Origin of the sequence: Pseudoalteromonas sp. bablab_jr010 (assembly GCF_016464105.1) — a bacterium.
Taxonomy (GTDB): domain Bacteria; phylum Pseudomonadota; class Gammaproteobacteria; order Enterobacterales; family Alteromonadaceae; genus Pseudoalteromonas; species Pseudoalteromonas simplex.
This window is the reverse complement of record NZ_JACDWV010000118.1, coordinates 1-1,800: the sequence shown is the minus strand read 5'-3', so window position 1 is coordinate 1,800 and position 1,800 is coordinate 1. Positions and strand designations below refer to the sequence as shown.

Here is a 1,800-nt window from a genome sequence, read left to right as displayed (position 1 = left end):
TGTTACAAATAATAACGCAGAAGTTGTATGGCAAAACCATGCTGATGTGTACGGCTATGAAGAACCAGAAGCTAATGCTGACTTTAATGAAGAAAACAGCTTCACTCAGCCAATACGTTTTCAAGGGCAATATTTTGATGAAGAAAGCAGCCTACACTACAACCGCTACCGCTATTACAGCCCCAAGCAACAACGCTTTATAAACCAAGACCCGATAGGCTTAGTAGGCGGTATAAACCATTACCAATATGCGCCGAATCCAGTGAATTGGGTGGATCCGTTTGGACTTAGTTGTAAAGAGAGTAGTGATAAAAGTTTTGGAGATTGGCTTTTAAATGATGCCAACAAACAAATTAGTGAAGCTGGTGGATGGGAAGCTGAGGTTTGGAGTTTTTTTGCTGAAGATGGTATTAATGCTGCGAATCAGGTTATTGCTGGTGATTATTCGAATGCAATAGCTAGTGTAGGTCTTGCTTTTATAAAACCATTCAAGGCTATCGATAAGGTTTTAGACAAAGTACCAGATTCAGTTAGCAAACCGCTTGAAAGTACAAAGAAAAGAGTATTGAAAGCGCCAGTAATGAAAAAATATAACCCTCCGTGCTTTAAACCTGGTGATACATTACTTAAAGCTAAAACTTTCGGCGGTAATAAAGAGAAACTAGAAAAAGAGTTTTATAAACAGTTAAAAGCTCAACAAGACGGGATTAATAAAATGTCGGTTGGTGAGTATTTAAAGAATAGAGAAACACTGACTGATTTAGTGAAGGAACACGGACATGAAAAAGCTAGAAAAATATTGACTAATAATGGTGCTGCACAGGCTGACGCTAGGGATGATTTATTTAAAAAAATAGAAAAGTCGGCATATAAAAGCTACAGGAAAACATTATCACGCTCTGAAGCAAAAGAGCTGGCTTCATCAAAAGCGAAAGATACTTTAAAAGATCTCGCTGCATTACATGATCCTGATATGATCGCGGGTGGACATGATAAAATATCACGTCTAGGAAACAAAAATGTTAACTCATCACTTGGTTCTCAATGGGCTAAAGAGGGGCGGGTGATAGGTATGGATAATGCAGCTAAAGAAGCGTTGGCCGCCTCAGGACCTGATGCAAAAATGAATGTTGAATTGACAAGGTGCAAATAATGAACAACAAATTTATTTTAGACGAAGACTTTGAAGGTTTTTTAGAGGACTTTGGTCAACCTGAACAGCGGATAGAGTGCGCTATCGAAACGGTTGAAAAATACAAAGGAAAGCTCCCAGATCGTTTATTAGAATATTGGCAAGAATATGGGTTTTGTGGTTTTAGACAAGGTTTACTTTGGATTGTTAACCCTGATGATTATGAAGATACCCTAGATGAATGGTTAGAACATACAGATATTCCAGATAATGATATCTATCATGTTTTTGCACGAAGTGCATTTGGAAATTTATATATTTGGGGTGAAGAAACCGGTTATAAATATGAAGTTAATACTCGGCGAGGTTGGATTATTGAGCAAGATGGGAATGCTCGTGATGAGAATGATTTTTCATTAGAGATCTTTTTTGGTGGAGCAAACGTTAAAGATTTTGATATTAAAGATAAATCTAGATCTTACTTATTTGAACCATCTATCAAAAAATTTGGTGAATTAAAGGCAGACGAAATGTTTGGTTTTGAACCGAGCTTAATTGTTGGTGGAGAAGCTATTTTTGACAATATTAACAAGGTAAATATTTTTGTTCACTTATCTATATTGGCGCAATTTGGTCAAATCGAAGTACTTGATCATGATGCACTTATA

General features: G+C 36.7%; 2 protein-coding genes. Both read left to right on the top strand.

Annotated elements, in window-relative coordinates:
* A partial coding sequence (locus JIG37_RS22850) for a polymorphic toxin type 15 domain-containing protein (protein WP_280517214.1) occupies nucleotides 1-1,153 on the top strand: 1,153 nt, incomplete at its 5' end.
* Nucleotides 1,153-1,800, top strand: a 648-nt coding sequence (locus JIG37_RS10480) for a GAD-like domain-containing protein (RefSeq protein WP_199529336.1), incomplete at its 3' end; no start/stop codon positions are given. The genes JIG37_RS22850 and JIG37_RS10480, both read left to right, overlap by 1 nt.